This window comes from Campylobacter sp. P0109, assembly GCF_002138755.1.
GTDB classification, from domain to species: Bacteria; Campylobacterota; Campylobacteria; order Campylobacterales; family Campylobacteraceae; genus Campylobacter; species Campylobacter devanensis.
The window spans coordinates 14,523-30,673 of the sequence record NZ_MJKK01000008.1 but is presented as its reverse complement, the minus strand read 5'-3'; the positions used below and the strand labels follow the sequence as shown (position 1 = coordinate 30,673).

At 34.8% G+C, this 16,151-nt stretch carries 11 protein-coding genes, 5 tRNA genes and 1 pseudogene; all 17 read right to left on the bottom strand.

Annotated features, from left to right (window positions below):
* Nucleotides 1-81 precede the first annotated feature (81 nt).
* The gene (locus CIGNP109_RS07580; RefSeq protein ID WP_086228807.1) at nucleotides 82-945 is read right to left on the bottom strand and encodes a glycosyltransferase family 2 protein; all 864 of its coding nucleotides are present in this window, start codon (nucleotides 943-945) and stop codon (nucleotides 82-84) included.
* A 206-nt stretch (nucleotides 946-1,151) separates the two neighbouring features.
* A complete protein-coding gene (rpoC, locus tag CIGNP109_RS07575; RefSeq protein ID WP_086228806.1) occupies nucleotides 1,152-5,675 on the bottom strand; it encodes a DNA-directed RNA polymerase subunit beta' in 4,524 nt (1,507 codons plus the stop codon).
* Nucleotides 5,668-9,807, bottom strand: a complete 4,140-nt coding sequence (gene rpoB, locus CIGNP109_RS07570; RefSeq protein WP_086228805.1) for a DNA-directed RNA polymerase subunit beta — start codon at nucleotides 9,805-9,807, stop codon at nucleotides 5,668-5,670. The genes rpoC and rpoB overlap by 8 nt, the downstream gene beginning before the upstream one ends.
* Nucleotides 9,808-9,901: 94 nt before the next feature.
* The gene (gene rplL / locus CIGNP109_RS07565; RefSeq protein WP_086224027.1) at nucleotides 9,902-10,276 is read right to left on the bottom strand and encodes a 50S ribosomal protein L7/L12; all 375 of its coding nucleotides are present in this window, start codon (nucleotides 10,274-10,276) and stop codon (nucleotides 9,902-9,904) included.
* Nucleotides 10,277-10,305: 29 nt separating this feature from the next.
* On the bottom strand, nucleotides 10,306-10,791 hold the full coding sequence (gene rplJ, locus CIGNP109_RS07560) for a 50S ribosomal protein L10 (protein ID WP_086226552.1): 486 nt from the start codon (nucleotides 10,789-10,791) through the stop codon (nucleotides 10,306-10,308).
* 102 nt (nucleotides 10,792-10,893) lie between these two features.
* Nucleotides 10,894-11,598: a 50S ribosomal protein L1 gene (gene rplA, locus CIGNP109_RS07555; protein ID WP_086228804.1), complete on the bottom strand. Its 705-nt coding sequence runs from the start codon at nucleotides 11,596-11,598 to the stop codon at nucleotides 10,894-10,896.
* A 56-nt stretch (nucleotides 11,599-11,654) separates the two neighbouring features.
* A complete protein-coding gene (gene rplK, locus CIGNP109_RS07550) occupies nucleotides 11,655-12,080 on the bottom strand; it encodes a 50S ribosomal protein L11 (RefSeq protein ID WP_086224024.1) in 426 nt (141 codons plus the stop codon).
* An 11-nt stretch (nucleotides 12,081-12,091) separates the two neighbouring features.
* Entirely contained in the window at nucleotides 12,092-12,625 is a 534-nt protein-coding gene (gene nusG / locus CIGNP109_RS07545; RefSeq protein WP_179186969.1) for a transcription termination/antitermination protein NusG, read from the bottom strand.
* A gap of 6 nt (nucleotides 12,626-12,631) precedes the next feature.
* The gene (gene secE, locus CIGNP109_RS07540; RefSeq protein ID WP_086224022.1) at nucleotides 12,632-12,811 is read right to left on the bottom strand and encodes a preprotein translocase subunit SecE; all 180 of its coding nucleotides are present in this window, start codon (nucleotides 12,809-12,811) and stop codon (nucleotides 12,632-12,634) included.
* Nucleotides 12,812-12,824: 13 nt separating this feature from the next.
* Nucleotides 12,825-12,900 (bottom strand) — tRNA-Trp (locus tag CIGNP109_RS07535).
* Nucleotides 12,901-12,925: 25 nt separating this feature from the next.
* The gene (gene rpmG, locus CIGNP109_RS07530) at nucleotides 12,926-13,093 is read right to left on the bottom strand and encodes a 50S ribosomal protein L33 (protein WP_086226555.1); all 168 of its coding nucleotides are present in this window, start codon (nucleotides 13,091-13,093) and stop codon (nucleotides 12,926-12,928) included.
* 49 nt (nucleotides 13,094-13,142) lie between these two features.
* A complete protein-coding gene (gene tuf / locus CIGNP109_RS07525) occupies nucleotides 13,143-14,342 on the bottom strand; it encodes an elongation factor Tu (RefSeq protein ID WP_086228803.1) in 1,200 nt (399 codons plus the stop codon).
* Between the two features lie 73 nt (nucleotides 14,343-14,415).
* Nucleotides 14,416-14,490: transfer RNA gene (locus CIGNP109_RS07520), tRNA-Thr, on the bottom strand.
* Nucleotides 14,491-14,629: 139 nt separating this feature from the next.
* Nucleotides 14,630-14,706, bottom strand: a tRNA-Gly gene (locus tag CIGNP109_RS07515).
* 9 nt (nucleotides 14,707-14,715) lie between these two features.
* Nucleotides 14,716-14,800, bottom strand: a tRNA-Tyr gene (locus CIGNP109_RS07510).
* Between the two features lie 57 nt (nucleotides 14,801-14,857).
* Nucleotides 14,858-14,933: transfer RNA gene (locus tag CIGNP109_RS07505), tRNA-Thr, on the bottom strand.
* A gap of 113 nt (nucleotides 14,934-15,046) precedes the next feature.
* Nucleotides 15,047-15,451, bottom strand: a pseudogene (locus tag CIGNP109_RS08870) (methyl-accepting chemotaxis protein); the annotation flags it as partial.
* Nucleotides 15,452-16,151: the final 700 nt, after the last annotated feature.

The following is a 16,151-nucleotide window of genomic DNA, read 5'->3' as shown; positions in this document are numbered from 1 at the left end:
ACCTCTTTATATTTTTTCAAACATGCTTTATGTTTTTATTATTACTAATAAAAACCATGCTGTCACTATCTGTGAAAACCTTTATATTCTTTGACCTTTTAATTCTATTGCTTCTTTTATTTGCAATAAAAGGATTTTATCAAATAAATATACTCTAGTCCTATTTGCCTGCGTAATTATAGTCAAAAAAGGAATCAATCTAAAAAGCTTTATTCTTTTTATTTTCTTGATATTAAATAAGAAATCCTCATATAATGCTGGGTTTTCAACTTTTACAAATGAGCGAATAGATAATGTAGCTTGATCCATTTTACTTTTTTGTTTATTGGTGGTATTTTCGATATGATCTCTATAATGAAATAATACCTCAGGAATATTATAAAAATTTGTAAAAGGGATAAGTCGACACCACAAAGCATAATCTTCAGCCGGAGAAAAACGCTCTTCATAGTAAATATTATTATCAGTTAAAATAGATTTTCTAATCATTGATGCCGGGTGCATCATAGAACACACTCTAATAAGCGCCATTTTTATATCATAACTTTCAATTGGATTGGCGTGTATTATGTTTTTTACTAATAATTTTATACTAGATGAAACAACCCCGACATCTTGATGCTCATCTAAATAAGCAACTTGTTTTTCAAATCGTGTTGGCAATGAAATATCGTCATGATCCATAACAGCTAAATATTCGCCTTTTGCCATATCTATCAATTTATTACGAGATGGTGTAATTCCAAGGTTTTTTTCGTTCTTAAAGTATTTTATACGCTCATCTTTATATAATTTAATAATATCTTGCCTGTCATCATCAGGACAATCATCTAAAATCAAAAATTCAAAATCTTTAAAAGTCTGACTTAAGATTGATTCAATCGCTTCTTGCAAGTGTTCTTTATTTGTCCTGTAAATTGGCATCAATACTGATACTTTTGGCATTTAAACTCCAATATATAAATCTAACAAGCTATTTAATATTACTAAATTAAAGTATCAATTTTACTATAAATCAAATTCAATTCAACTTAAAAACTTTTTAATATTATTATAAATTTATGTTTATTATAAATTCTAAATTTAAGAAGATATATTTATATAAATTTATAAAATAATACAAGTAGCATTTTACTACTTGTATTGCCTAGCTATTCGCTATATTTCATCTTAATCTTTTTATCTTGATAAAGACCAGTACCCACAGGTATCATACGACCTAAAATAACATTTTCTTTTAAGTCTTCAAGGTAGTCAAATTTAGCCGCTATACTAGCTTCTGTAAGCACTTTTGTAGTCTCTTGGAAAGAGGCCGCAGAGATAACGCTATCACTACCGATAGCTGCTCTAGTAACGCCTAAAAGCACAGGCTCTGCGATCGCTGGCTCGCCACCCATTTTAATGATTTTCTCATTTTCTTCACGGAATTTACGACGGCTAACCATATCGCCTACGATGAAATTCGTATCGCCACTATCTACAATTTTAATCTGTCTTAACATTTGAGATACAATAATCTCAATATGTTTATCACTAATAGCAACGCCTTGAGAGCGATAAACTTGCTGAATTTCGCTAATTAGATATCCATGAAGTGCCTTCTCTCCAAGAATTCTTAGCACATCGTGACTACTTACTAAACCATCAGTTAATTTCTCACCAGCATGAACAAACTCGCCATCACGGACTTGAATTTGTCTTGATTTATCGATTAGATACTCAGCCGTTGTGCCATCTTCGGCTACTATTACTACTCTTTCTTTAGAGCGTAAAGGCTTTTCAAATCTAATAACGCCATCGATTTCAGCAATTATTGCTGTATTTTTAGGACGACGAGCTTCAAATAATTCAGATACCCTAGGAAGACCTCCGGTGATATCTTTTGATTTTGCTACAGCTTTTGGTGTTTTAGCTATAGTATCAGCTCTTTGAACTGTAGCACCATCTTTGACAAATATCGCAGTTTTTGGCTCTAGTTGATAGCGAATTAATTTGCCATTATCAGTTGTAATAACAATTGTAGGTTTAACTCCACTTGGTAGATACTCATTAATAACTAGCCTGCTCTCGCCTGTTGCTTCATCGTATTGCTCTGTTACACTATATCCTGGCTCGATATCTTCGTATGCCACTATACCAGCTTCTTCAGCGATTACTGGATTTGAGTATGGATCCCACTCAGCTATAACTAGCTTAGAATCAACCTGTGGTTTAGCTAAGATATCAGTAGCTACTACATCAGAGCTATCATCAAATTCAATTACGCTATTTCGTGGGATATAGTGGCGCACAGCCTCTCTATCTTCTTCATCCGCTACTACGACAAATAGACCTTTTTCTGCTACTATATCGCCTTTTTTAATCTCTCTAATTCTCTCTAGATAATCACCTTTTAAGATATAGTATTTTAGCACACCATGCGCACTAGCTACAATCTCTTGAGTTACTGGATCGCCATCAGCTACCTTAACTTCACTTGCAAATGGAATACGATTTGGAATATTCCATCCATCTTTAATCATCTCTACGATACTTTCATTCTCTTTTACTGCATCACCTTTTGAGTAAGGAATATAGAATTTACCATCTATTTTACCGCTTACACCGGCTAGCTCATTTGGTTTAGCTAAATCATGTCTTCTTAAAACATACTTAACTTCATCTTTTTTGCCTTTTATAGTGATATTTACATCTTCATGAGCAACTTCAATATCTATAACACCATCAAATGGAGCTTTAATCTTTGGTTCAACCAACAATATAGCAGCGTTTCGTCTATTTATCACTATAGATTTACCATTGTTTTCATAGGTTTTTAGGTTATAATATCTTATAAAGCCCTCTTTTTGCGCTACTATTTGTCTATCTTGTTGCTCTGTAGAGGCAGTACCACCGATATGGAAAGTTCTTAGCGTTAGCTGAGTACCAGGCTCACCGATTGATTGAGCTGAGATGATACCTACGGCTTCACCTGGTTTGACTAATTTACCCTCACCAAGGTTAATACCATAACACTTCGCACATACACCTTTTGGTGCTTTACATGTAATTGGTGTTCTAATGCTAATTGATTTTATACCAGCTTCGATAATTACTCTAGCCTTAGCTTCATCGATTAATGTGCCTTCTGTGTATAAAATTTCATTAGTAATAGGATCGATAACATCATCGCTTAATACTCTACCTAAAACTCTCTCTTCTAAACTCTCAATTAACTCACCACTCTCAGTGATTTCAGTAATTTCAACACCTTCGTGAGTGCCACAATCATCCATTGTAATCTTAACATTTTGAGCAACATCAATTAGTTTTCTTGTTAGATATCCGGCATTTGCGGTTTTAAGCGCAGTATCAGCTAGACCTTTTCTAGCGCCGTGTGTTGAAATAAAGTACTCAAGAACATTTAGACCCTCACGGAAATTTGAAGTAATTGGTGTCTCAATAATACTACCATCAGGCTTAGCCATAAGACCACGCATACCAGCAAGTTGGCGAATTTGAGCCGCACTACCCCTAGCGCCGCTATCAGCCATCATATAAATAGAGTTAAATCCGCTCTTATCATTTTTGATGAGTTTCATCATATCGCTAGCTACTTTGTTGTTTGTATCTGTCCATATATCAACAATTTTATTGTATCTTTCTGAATCAGTTAGCAAACCTGAGCCGTATTGATTTTGAATTTCACGAACTCTTTTTTTGGCTTCATCTACATATGAATATTTGCTATCAGATACTATTATATCAGCTATTGATATGCTAACTCCAGCTTTTGTAGCGTATCTAAAGCCTAAATTTTTAAGCTTATCCAAAAATCCCGCTGTGGATTCTAAACCGCCGTTTTTATAGACATAATCAACTAAATTTGCTATGTCTTTTTTCTTCATTACCTTATTCCACATACTCTCTGGAACTGAATTCTCTCCCAAATCAGGTAGAATTGATTTGATAATCAATCTTCCCGCAGTTGTAAATACAGTCCTACCATCTACCATTGTCTTAATCTTAGCATGTAGATCAAGGAAGTGAGTCTCAACTGCTATCATAACTTCATCAACGCTAGCAAAAATTTTATTTGAGCCTATTACATCTACTTTTTCAAGGCTTAGATAATATATACCAAGAACCATATCTTGGCTAGGGACTGTCACAGCCTTACCACTTGCTGGAAGCAAGATATTCATAGAACTAAGCATTAAAATTTTACACTCAGCAATTGCCTCTTGAGATAAAGGGACATGAACGGCCATTTGGTCGCCGTCAAAGTCAGCGTTAAAAGCTGAACAAACAAGCGGATGAAGCTGAATAGCCTTACCTTCTATTAATACTGGGTGAAATGCTTGGATAGACATTTTATGTAGAGTTGGCGCCCTATTTAGTAGTACTGGATGATCAGCAACAACCTCTTCAAGACACTCCCAAACTTCATTTGTCTTATCTTCTATCATCTTTTTAGCTAATTTAACATTTGTCGCATAGCCTTTTTCTTCCAAGCGAGCTAAAAGATGTGGCTTAAATAGCTCTAAAGCCATCTTCTTAGGTAAGCCGCACTGATCCATTCTAAGTCTAGGGCCAACTACGATAACGCTACGACCAGAGAAATCCACCCTTTTACCAAGCAAATTTTGTCTAAAGCGCCCTTGCTTACCTTTAATAATCTCGCTTAAAGATTTTAGTGGCCGTTTATTCGCACCTTTTACAGCATTTGCGCGTCTACCATTGTCAAATAAAGCATCAACTGATTCTTGCAGCATTCTCTTTTCATTGCGGATAATAATCTCGGGAGCATCAAGCTCCATAAGGCGTTTTAGCCTTGCATTACGATTGATAACTCTTCTATATAGATCATTTACATCACTAACTGCGAATTTACCACCATCTAGGCTTACTAATGGGCGAAGATCAGGCGGAAGTACAGGTAGATTTGTAATCATCATCCACTCTGGGCGATTACCTGAATTTAAGAAACTTTCAACTACTTTTAATCTTTTTACAATACTTTTTTTCTTAGCTTCGCTATTTGTGCTTCCAATCTCTATTTTTAACTGCTCTAAGATGCTAACAAGATCTAAATTTTCAAGCATATCACGGATGACTTCACCACCCATTCTAGCACTAAATCCACTATCAGCAAATCTTTGTTCTAAAAGTATATATTGCTCTTCATTTAAGACATCATAAATTTCAACTTTTTTGCTATTTTCGTTATCATAGTATGCTTCGCCTGGATTTTCTACTATATATGCTTCATAGTATAATACACGCTCTAAGTCTTTCATTTTAATACCAAGAAGCGTACCTATACGACTAGGAAGTGAATTTACATACCAAATATGTGCCACTGGGGTAACTAGCTCGATATGCGCCATTCTAGAACGGCGAACTTTAGAGCTTGTAACTTCAACTCCACATTTTTCACATTTGATACCCTTATAGCGCATCTTTTTATATTTGCCACATAAGCACTCATAATCCCTAATAGGCCCAAATATTTTAGCACAAAATAGACCATCTCTTTCTGGTTTTAGAGTTCTATAGTTGATGGTTTCAGGCTTTTTAACTTCGCCATAACTCCATGCTTTTATACGTTCAGGACTTGCTAATCTTAATTTAAATGCTTCAAAATCCCTTGGTCTTGCATCTTCTTTAATCTCTATAGGTTTTAACTCACTCATTATCATTATCCTCATCGTAAATCTCAACATCTAGTGCTAGAGATTTTAGCTCGTTTGTTAAAACAAAAAATGTCTCTGGAATACCTGTACTTGGGACATTTTCACCTCTAGTTAATGCTTTATAAGCTAACCATCTTCCTTCAACATCATCAGATTTTACAGTTAGCATCTCGCGAAGTGTATGAGCCGCACCATAAGCTTCTAAAGCCCAAACCTCCATCTCTCCAAATCTTTGACCGCCGCTTAAAGCCTTACCGCCGACAGGTTGCTGCGTAACTAAGCTATATGGACCAGTACTTCTAGCATGGACTTTTTCATCTACTAGGTGGTGAAGTTTTAGCATATACATACAACCAACATTTACACGCTCAGCCATCTTAGATCCGGTTCTACCATCGTATAATTCAGTTTTACCATCCATATCGATCTTTGCCATCTCAAACAATTTGCTAAACTCTTCAGCCTTAACCCCTTCAAATATAGGAGTAGCAAATCTTACACCGCTTGCCCAATCTCTTGCATATTCTATTAGCTTCTCATCATCGATTTTTTCTAATATTGCTTTAGCATCCATTAGTCTTGATACATCAGCTATTTCAATCATTTTAGCTCTTAATTCTGTTATCCATTCTTTTGATTTTCTATCAAAAATCTCTTGAATTTGCTCACCAAGCTTCATACCTACAAGACCTAAGTGGCTTTCTAAAATTTGACCAATATTCATACGACTAGGAACGCCCAGCGGATTTAGAACAATATCTACTGATCTACCATTTGGAAGATATGGCATATCTACATCTGGAACGATATTTGATACAATACCTTTATTACCATGGCGACCAGCCATTTTATCTCCAACTTTTAGCTTACGCTTAGTAGCTACATATACTTTGACAAGTTTGACTACTCCACTTGGCAAAATATCATCTTTTTCTAAAATTTCAAGCTTAGCATCATGCTCATCTTTTAATTTTTTCTTCTCATTTTGGAAGTAAGCTTTCATATCTTCATAGCTTTTTTGTACATCTTTACTAAAGCTTTTTACATATGAATTTAGAGTAAATCTATTTATGTTGGCAAGATACTCTTTTTGTATCTTTTGACCTTTTACATATGTAATTTTACCAACTTCTAAATCGCTTTGGAGTTCGTTATTAGCTAGTAAAGCAGTTACTCTTAACATCTCTTCTCGGTCAAGCATTAAAAGTCTATCGTGATGCTCTTTTTCTAAGATATTTTTCTCATCTTCATAGGCTTTAAATGATCTTGAGTCTTTTTCATAGCCTTTTTTAGTAAAGATTTTAACATCGATTACCACACCTTCCATGCTTGCTGGAGCGTATAGGGATTTATTTACTACATGGCCAGCCTTTTCGCCAAAGATTGCTCTTAGAAGTCTTTCTTCTGGAGTTGGCTTAACTTCACCTTTTGGAGATACTTTACCTACTAAAATCATACCAGGCTTAATATGAGTACCGATTCTTACGATACCACTTTCATCTAGATGCTCGATCTCTTCTTCTTTCATATTAGGAATATCTCTAGTGATCTCTTCTACGCCATCTTTTAGCTCTCTAGCTTCAATCTCTTTTTCATAGATATGAACACTAGTAAATGCATCTGTGCGAATCATTCTCTCGCTCATTACAATAGCATCTTCATAGTTATATCCATTCCACGGCATAAAGGCAATTAAGGCATTTTTACCAATTGCTAGCTCACCTTGATCCATACTAGAACCATCGGCAATTATCTGACCAGCTTCTACTTTTTGTCCTTTTTTTACGATTGGGTGTTGGCTAAATGTCGTATTTTGGTTGGTACGCATATTTTTTTCCATGGTGTATTGATCTATATATGGACCATTTTCATCTTCGCCTAGAATAAATATATTTTTATTATCAACTTTTTCTATTACACCGCCACGTCTTGCTTTAATAGCTTCCCAAGCATCACGTGCTACAATAGCTTCCATACCTGTACCTACAATAGGTGCAGTTGATTTTAAAAGAGGCACAGCTTGGCGTTGCATATTTGAACCCATAAGCGCACGGTTAGCATCATCATGCTCTAAAAATGGAATCAATGAAGCAGCAACACCCATTACCATACCGCTACAAAGGTCAATTAGTGTTACATCATCTCTTTTGGCAAGTATCATCTCACCATCTTGTCTAACCTCTATTAAATCCTCGCTAATCATACCATTCTCATCTAAGATTGTAGATGCTGGAGCAATAATATGACCCTCTTCTTGAGTTGCTGTAAGATAGACGATTTCATTTGTTACTCTACCATTTTCTACTTTACGATATGGAGATTCAACAAAGCCTAAATCATTTACTTTAGCATATGTAGAAAGAGTATTTATAAGACCGATATTTTGACCTTCTGGGGTCTCAACTGGACAAATTCTACCATAATGAGTAGGGTGAACGTCACGAACCTCAAAACCAGCTCTTTCTTTAACTAAACCACCTTCACCAAGTGCTGATAATCTACGCTTATGAGTAACTTCACTAAGTGGATTAGTTTGATCCATAAACTGACTTAGCTGACCACCGGTAAAGAATTCCATAATAGTAGTGGTAATCATTTTAGGATTTACAAGATCATATGGCATAATCTCATCGATATTGTTGCTTAGGCTTGTAAATTTATCCCTAATAGCCTTTTGCATTTTTACAAAACCTAAATGAAGCTCATTAGCTAAAAGCTCACCAATAGAACGAATACGGCGATTACCTAAATGGTCTCTATCGTCTATATGACCTTGACCATTTTTTACCTTAATTAGATATTTAGCAGTTTTAATGATATCTTCATTAGTTAATACTGTTACATAATCAGGTGCATTTAATCCAAGCTTATGATTCATCTTCATACGACCAACCTTGGTTAGATCATATCTTTCTGGATTAAAGAATAGATCATTTACAAAACTTCGAGCAGCTTCTTTAACTACAGGCTCACCTGGACGCATAACTTTATAAATTCTAATTGCAGCTAGATCATTTTCATCTTCTACGCCTTCTGTTTGTTTAAGAAGTTTAAGAGTCTCATAATCTTGCAAAAATGAGTTAATAATAGCATCATCGACTCCATTTGCTAAATCATTTGCTATCTCTATACTATCTTGCTCATTAGCGATTTTAGCTATTTTATTCTCATCAAGTTGTGTAAGAGTATCATATAAAACCTCGCCGCTATCTTTATCAATAACAGGACTAGCGAGATATCTATTTACCAATGTTTCAAGCGGATATTCTATAAATTTAACGCCATCTTCTATTAATTTATCAGCTTTTTTTCTAGTTAATCTCTTACCAGCTTGATGTAAGATATTGCCATCTTCATCTTTAATATCATAATCAACCCTACCAGTAAAATCATCTGGATTAAACTCTACTAAGAATTTATTATTTTGAATTTTTAGAGTTTGCATAGGGTAAAATAACTTCACGATATCTTGTTTTTTATATCCTAAAGCCCTAAATAAAATGGTAATTGGCACCTTACGACGCTTATTAATACGGACATATAATACATCTTTAGTATCATACTCAAAGTATAACCAAGATCCACGATCTGGGATAATCTGAGCAGTATAAATAAGTTTATTTACAACCGTAGGACTCTCTTCTTCTTTAAAAATAACACCAGGACTTCTATGCAGCTGATTAACAACAACTCTCTCAACACCATTAATAATAAATGAAATTCTATCGGTCATTAAGGGAATTTCACGAACAAATATCTCTTGTTCTTTGATATCCTTTACTCCAATTTTTTCACCTGTTTTTTCATCTCTATCATGAACTATTAATCTAATTTTTATTTTTAAATTTACAGAATATGTCAAACCTCTTTCCATACACTCTCTAATTGTGTATCTAGGCTTACCTATTTCACTACTGACATATTCAAGCGAAAGTCTATTTTGCGGATCGTGAATAGGAAAAATAGATTTAAATACTTTTTCGATTCCGCTTTCGGTTTGTGAATTATCAAGATTTAAAAAATGATCAAAACTCTTTTTTTGTAATTGTAATAAATTTGGAACATCAATCTCTTTAGCAACATTAGAAAAATCTACCCTAAGACGATTTCCAGAATAAAGGCTATTTAGCATTTTACTACCTCTATAGAATAGTTAATTGAAAGAACGTCGTAAAAACGACAATGGAGTTGGAAGCGAGAAAATCTCGCTTCTACAAAATTGTAAATTATTTAAGTTCGACTTTAGCGCCAGCTTCTTCAAGTTGTTTTTTAGCTGCTTCAGCTTCTTCTTTGCTCGCACCTTCTTTAAGAACTGATGGAGTACCTTCAACAGCATCTTTAGCCTCTTTAAGACCAAGACCAGTTAAAGCACGAACAACTTTAATTACTTCTATTTTTTTAGCACCACTATCAACTAGAACAATGTTAAAATCAGTTTTTTCTTCAGCAGCTTCAGCAGCTCCGCCAGCTACAGCACCAGCTACCATTACTGGGGCAGCACTTACACCAAATTTTTCTTCAAATTCTTTTACTAATTCACTTAGTTCAAGAACTGATAAATTTGAAATAAACTCTAATACATCTTCTTTAGTTATTGCCATTTTAATTCTCCTAAATTTTATTTTTTAAATTAAGCAGATTGCTCTTTTTTCTCTTTAAGCGCATTTAAACCAATAGTGAAATTTTGAATTGGCGCATTCCAAACTTGTAGTAGCATAGCAATAAGCTCGTCGCGAGACGGCATTTTTGACAATGCAACAACTTTAGATACAGGAGCAACCTCACCATCAATATAAGCTGTCTTGATTTTAAATAGATCTTTATTAGCTTCTTCAAATTTAGCTACAACTTTAGTAACTGCTAGCTGGTCTTCACCCCATACAAAGATATTTGTATCTTTAAGCTCCATACCATCTTTAGCAGAATTATTCAAAGCTATTTTTGCTAAAGTGTTTTTAATAACTTGAACTTTTACATTTTGCTCTTTAGCAGCAATTCTTAACGCCTCAAGTTTTTTAACACTTAAACCTCTATAGTCACATACTACTATAGCTTCGCTAGCTTTAAATTCAGCCTCAAGGTTTGAAATAATTTCAGCTTTTTCGTTTCTAGTCACTTTCATTCTCCTTTCCGACCGGTGATTTCAAGCAGAGAGAGCGAAAATACGCTCAATTAAGCTTATGCCTCAGCTATCTCCAATCTAAGATAAAAATATTAATTATTTAAGATCCATAAGCTCTTGAGTTTCAAGAGATATAGATGGACTCATTGTTAAAGATAGTGCTGCAGATTTAATATATTTACCTTTTGCAGCTGCAGGTTTATGTTTATTTATCATCTTAATAAAGGCAGAGATATTATCATTTAGCTGCTCTTTTGTAAAGCTAACTTTACCTAGACCAGCATGAATATTTCCTTGTTTATCAACACGGAAGTTAACTTGACCACCTTTAGCATTTTTAACAGCCTGAGCAACATCCATAGTTACTGTACCAGTTTTAGGATTAGGCATTAAACCTTTTGGTCCTAAGAGACGACCAATTTTACCTACTAAACCCATTAAATTTGGAGTAGCTATAAGGACATCAAAATTTATAACACCTTTGGCAATCTCATCAACAAAATCCTCAGCACCAACTATATCAGCACCAGCTGCTTTAGCTTCATCAGCCTTAGCATCTTTAGCAATTACTGCTACTCTTACAGTTTTACCAGTACCAGCAGGTAAAACTACTGAACCACGAACCATTTGATCAGCATGTCTAGGATCAACATTTAATTTAAGTGCTATTTCAACTGTTTCATCAAATTTAGCTGAAGCAAGCGTTTTAACTGTCGATATAGCTTCATCTAAATTATAAGTTTTATTTGAATCTACTTTCTTAAGTAGTTCTGCAAATCTCTTTGTAGTTTTTTTTGACATTAATTTCTCCGCATTTTTAAAGTGCTACCACTAATTTTAAATCCTAGTGGTAAGGATTAATCTACTACAGTTATACCCATAGAACGAGCTGAACCAGCTATAATTTTAGCAGCTTGCTCTCTATCTTTTGTATTCATATCAACTATTTTTTTATCAACAATCTCAAGAATTTGAGCTTTTGTTAACTTGCCAACTTTATTTTTAAGCGGATTATCCGCACCTTTAGTGATGCCAGCAGCTTTTTTGATTAGATCAGTTGCTGGTGGTTGTTTTGTGATAAATGTAAAGCTTTTATCTGCATAAACAGTGATAACAACTGGAATATTATAACCAGCCATATCTTTTGTTCTTTCATTAAATGCTTTACAAAATTCCATAATATTTACACCTTTTTGACCTAGAGCAGGACCAACCGGTGGACTTGGATTTGCTTTTGTAGCTGCAATTTGCAATTTAATTTCACCTACAACTTTTTTAGCCATAAACTATCTCCTTAGACTATCTTTTCAACTTGTGAATACATAATTTCAACAGGTGTACTTCTACCAAATATTGATACATTTAAGCGAAGTTTACCATGAACCATATCATACTCTTCTACAGTTGCGTTAAAGTTTGCAAATGGACCTTCTGTAACACGAACAATTTCGCCAGTTTCAAATGAAATTTTTGGTTTAGGCGCTGCTCTTTTACTAACCTTTTCTAAAATAAGATTTATATCTTTATCACTCAAAGGTGTAGGTTTCTTTGCTTCACCAATAAATCTGCCAACCTTAGGAAGAGACTGAATTTTGTGCCAAAGTGCAGTATCAAGATCCAAATAAGCGAAAGCATAACCTGGATATAGGCTTCTTTCATTAATCTTTTGCTTTCCATTTTTAATCTCAATTACATCTTCAGTAGGAACGATAACTTCTAAAAGTTTCTCTTCAATACCATGATCTTTTACTAGATTTTCAATGGCTCTTTTGACACTCATCTCACTACCTGCATAAGTTTGAATAGCATACCACTTATGTGCCATAATATGTCCTTATACAAGCTTAGAAACAGAAAATGACATAATTAAATCAACCAAAGCTAAAAATAAAGAAACTATAGTCACAACAGCGAAAACTGTTATAAAAGCATTTCTAATCTGCTCTTTGGTAGGAAATATAACCTTGCCAACTTCTGCACGTGATAATTTTAAATAACTTATAAACTTTTCCATATCTAACCTTTTGTGGCAGGGCAAGAGGGATTCGAACCCCCAACCATCGGATTTGGAATCCGGCGCTCTACCGTTGGAGCTATTGCCCTATATAAATACAGCCAAGAAGTTAGCTTATTTTAGCTTAACTTCTTTATGAACTGTATGTTTTTTTAATCTTGGACAATATTTTTTAAGCTCTAACTTTTCAGTTTTTGTTTTGCTATTTTTGGTTGTTGTGTAATTAATATCATTACATTCAGAACACTTTAAACCAATTTTAACTCTATTTGCACTTGCCATATTTTTTCCTTAAAAAGGGTGCAAATTAAATTCGCACCCATAAGTTAAATTACTTAATAATTTTAGATACAACGCCAGAACCAACAGTTCTACCACCCTCACGGATAGCAAATCTTGTACCCTCTTCTAGCGCAACTGGAGCAATAAGCTCAACAGTTATTTTTAGGTTATCGCCAGGCATAACCATCTCTGTACCTTCTGGTAGACTGATTGAACCAGTAACATCTGTTGTTCTTACATAAAATTGTGGTCTATAGTTATTAAAGAATGGAGTATGACGACCGCCTTCTTCTTTAGTTAAGATATACACTTCACCTTCAAATTGTGTATGTGGAGTGATAGATTTTGGCTTACATAGAACCATACCTCTTTCAACATCTTCTTTTTTAGTACCACGTAATAGAACGCCTACGTTATCGCCAGCTTCACCTTGATCCATCTCTTTTCTAAACATTTCAACACCGGTAACTGTTGTTGTTTGAGTATCACGGATACCAACGATTTCAATAGTATCGCCAACTTTCACAACACCTTTTTCAATTCTACCTGTAACAACTGTACCACGACCAGAAATTGAGAATACATCTTCAATTGGCATTAAGAAATCTTTATCAGTTGCACGAACTGGAGTTGGAATATAGCTATCAACTGCATCCATAAGAGCCATAATTTTAGCTGACCACTCACCATCTATACCAGCTTTAGCTTCTTCAAGCGCTTGAAGAGCAGAACCGCTAACAATTGGAGTGTCATCACCTGGGAAATCATATTCACTTAGAAGTTCACGAATTTCCATTTCAACTAACTCTAAAAGTTCGGCATCATCAACCATATCAGCTTTGTTCATGAAAACAACAATATATGGAACACCAACTTGGCGAGATAATAGTATATGTTCACGAGTTTGTGGCATTGGGCCATCAGCTGCAGAAACAACTAGGATAGCGCCGTCCATTTGAGCAGCACCAGTAATCATATTTTTAACATAGTCGGCGTGACCTGGACAGTCAACGTGTGCATAGTGGCGATTTGTTGTTTCATATTCAATATGAGAAGTAGCAATTGTAATACCTCTCTCTTTTTCTTCTGGAGCATTATCGATATTATCGTAATCTTTAAGCTCTGCAAGACCTTTTCTTGATAAAACAGCAGAAATAGCAGCTGTTAGTGTAGTTTTACCATGGTCAACGTGACCGATAGTACCAATATTTACGTGTGGCTTATTTCTTGAAAACTTCTCTTTAGCCATTGTATCCTCCGTTATAAAATTCAACTTTTATACTTAAAGTTTGTATTTTTTGTATTTCTTATTTCTACTTTTATGGAGCTCATAGCGGGACTTGAACCCGCGACCTCTTCCTTACCAAGGAAGTGCTCTACCTCTGAGCCATATGAGCGTTTCTAGATATGGAAACTTCAGCTTGGCAAAACAGAGTTATACTAAAATTATACAAACACCGAAAAACTAAAAAATGACTAAGATTAACTGCAGAATAGAATATAAATTCAAAAAAACAGCTCCCAGTCAAATTTAAATGGAGCGGGAAACGGGACTCGAACCCGCGACCCTCAGCTTGGAAGGCTGATGCTCTAGCCAACTGAGCTACTCCCGCGTATAGCAATGGTGGTGAGACGTGGATTCGAACCACGGAAGACATAGTCAGCAGATTTACAGTCTGCCCTCGTTGGCCACTTGAGTATCTCACCCTAAGTAATTAAAATAATGATTGCTATATGTATCTGGTCAAACACTGTAAAGATAAATGGAGCTGGTGAACGGAATCGAACCGCCGACCTACTGCTTACAAGGCAGTTGCTCTACCGGCTGAGCTACACCAGCACCTTTAACTTGTGAGCTGAAATTATAGCTAATTTTATTTTATTTGTCAAGGGTTTTTTGAATAATTTTAAAAAATTTCGCCAATTTTTTTATAATCGGCGAAATCTTAGTATTTAGAATTTATTTTTATTTATATTAGTAAGCATCTCTTCACTCATCTCTTCAACATTATTTGAGATACTAGCTATTTTAGTAGTTTCTTCATAATTGCGTTCTGTACCATTCTCTATAGCGCTCATAGCTTCGTTTATTTGATTGATTGCTGCAGTTTGTTCGTTAATGCTAGCACTCATATCAGTAATACTTTGAGTTAAAATATTTACATTAGCTTCAATTTCAGTTAGAGATTTGCCAGTTTTTTCAGCTAATGTTCTAACTTCATCGGCCACAACTGAAAATCCTCTACCATGTTCACCAGCACGAGCAGCTTCTATAGCAGCATTTAGAGCAAGTAAATTTGTTTGTTCAGCTATATCTTTAATGATAATAATAATATTTTTAATATCATCACTTTGCTTTATAACCTCATTTGCTCTTTCATTTATAGAATTCATTGAGCTGCTTAACTCCTCTACGGCTGCGGCACTCTCTTGTAAAGATGCTGCTTGAAGTTTTGATGATTCATTTAATTTATCAATTCCATCTTTCATATTGTGTGATGCTTCATATAGTGTTTGACTGGATTTTTGTGATAGGCGTAGCATCGCTACAGTAGCATCACCTAACTCATTTACACCATCAGCCATTTTAAGAAGATAGTGTTTTAAATTCTCATTTGAAGCTCTTTGAGTATAGTCATGCTCTGAGTATTTGGCTATAATTTTAACTATCTCATTTATATTTTTTTCAAGTGCTAAGGCCATGTTGTTTAGCGTCTCTTGTAGTTGTTTCATTAGTGGAGAATCGCAATTGCTATTTAAACGCACATTAAAACTACCTTGAGATAGCTCTTTTAGAGTTTTTACTGTTTCATTAATAAATTTACGCTCAGAGCCGATTTGAATGCGTAAATTTGATATATTTTGATTAATCATCTTAGCTATTACGCCAAATTCATCTTTTGAGTTAATATCTATGGTCTTGCAATCATCTTTTTCATGTCCAAGGAAAGCAAAAAATCCTCTAAGCCCATCACTAACTGGCTCAATTTGAGCTATCTTTTTACGAAGAACAATAGAACCAAGCACAATCACGATAATATTAATAATGAATAATCCT

Excerpts from the sequence above, each read along its gene's own strand:
- rpoB (WP_086228805.1), bottom strand. The coding sequence starts at position 9,807 with ATGCTAAATAGCCTTTATTCTGGAAATCGTCTTAGGGTAGATTTTTCT.
- secE (WP_086224022.1), bottom strand. The coding sequence starts at position 12,811 with ATGGAAAAGTTTATAAGTTATTTAAAATTATCACGTGCAGAAGTTGGC.
- rplK (WP_086224024.1), bottom strand. The coding sequence starts at position 12,080 with ATGGCTAAAAAAGTTGTAGGTGAAATTAAATTGCAAATTGCAGCTACA.
- tuf (WP_086228803.1), bottom strand. The coding sequence starts at position 14,342 with ATGGCTAAAGAGAAGTTTTCAAGAAATAAGCCACACGTAAATATTGGT.
- rplA (WP_086228804.1), bottom strand. The coding sequence starts at position 11,598 with ATGTCAAAAAAAACTACAAAGAGATTTGCAGAACTACTTAAGAAAGTA.
- rpoC (WP_086228806.1), bottom strand. The coding sequence starts at position 5,675 with ATGAGTGAGTTAAAACCTATAGAGATTAAAGAAGATGCAAGACCAAGG.
- rpmG (WP_086226555.1), bottom strand. The coding sequence starts at position 13,093 with ATGGCAAGTGCAAATAGAGTTAAAATTGGTTTAAAGTGTTCTGAATGT.
- rplL (WP_086224027.1), bottom strand. The coding sequence starts at position 10,276 with ATGGCAATAACTAAAGAAGATGTATTAGAGTTTATTTCAAATTTATCA.
- CIGNP109_RS07580 (WP_086228807.1), bottom strand. The coding sequence starts at position 945 with ATGCCAAAAGTATCAGTATTGATGCCAATTTACAGGACAAATAAAGAA.